Source organism: Microbulbifer sp. 2205BS26-8 (assembly GCF_030731025.1).
Taxonomy (GTDB): Bacteria; Pseudomonadota; Gammaproteobacteria; order Pseudomonadales; family Cellvibrionaceae; genus Microbulbifer; species Microbulbifer spongiae.
On the sequence record NZ_JAVAMR010000175.1, the window covers coordinates 1 to 578 of the forward strand.

Sequence of the window (578 nt, forward strand, 5' to 3'; positions counted from 1 at the left end):
CTAATAGATCACTGCGTCAACCTCCTGATGAGTTACCTTTTTGAAGTCAGTGGTCTTTGACCGGTGTTGGCGCAACAGGCCATTTGTATTTTTGAGTTCGTAATCCAAACATGTAGAAGATCCCGCATATCACTGCGCGTGTACTCAGCCCAGAAGGTTTCTCGGATATATTCAATAACGGAGCATATTGTGAGGGAAACTTTGCTTTCCAGTTCCTCACAGAGATTTATTTGTTGTAAATCACTTAAATGACACGCACGTCCTTGGTAGTTCGTCTTTACCAATCCCGCAATACTGTCTGACATGTATTTTCTGCATATTATTTTAACCATCCGTTGGAAAAACCCTTCATATTTCCAACTATACCAATATTTTTTCTTATTACAATAAGAATATTATCTTTGCAGAAAATAATTCTTGCCAGGTTATTCAGTTGATAGATCACTGCATCAACTTCTTCTTGCTGAGTTACCTTTTTGGTTCTTCGTAAATCAGTATGAAGGCGTTGGCTCCATATCCAGGCCACCGCAATAGAATATAGTGGACCCCGGATTTGAGACAGTTCGAATGCATTAGTT

The 578-nt window shown here is 39.4% G+C and carries 1 protein-coding gene; it reads right to left on the reverse strand.

Features of this window, described 5'->3' with window-relative positions; all coding sequences use genetic code 11:
* Nucleotides 1-319: 319 nt before the first annotated feature.
* A partial coding sequence (locus Q5Y71_RS17125) for a hypothetical protein (RefSeq protein ID WP_306043280.1) occupies nt 320-578 on the reverse strand: 259 nt, incomplete at its 5' end.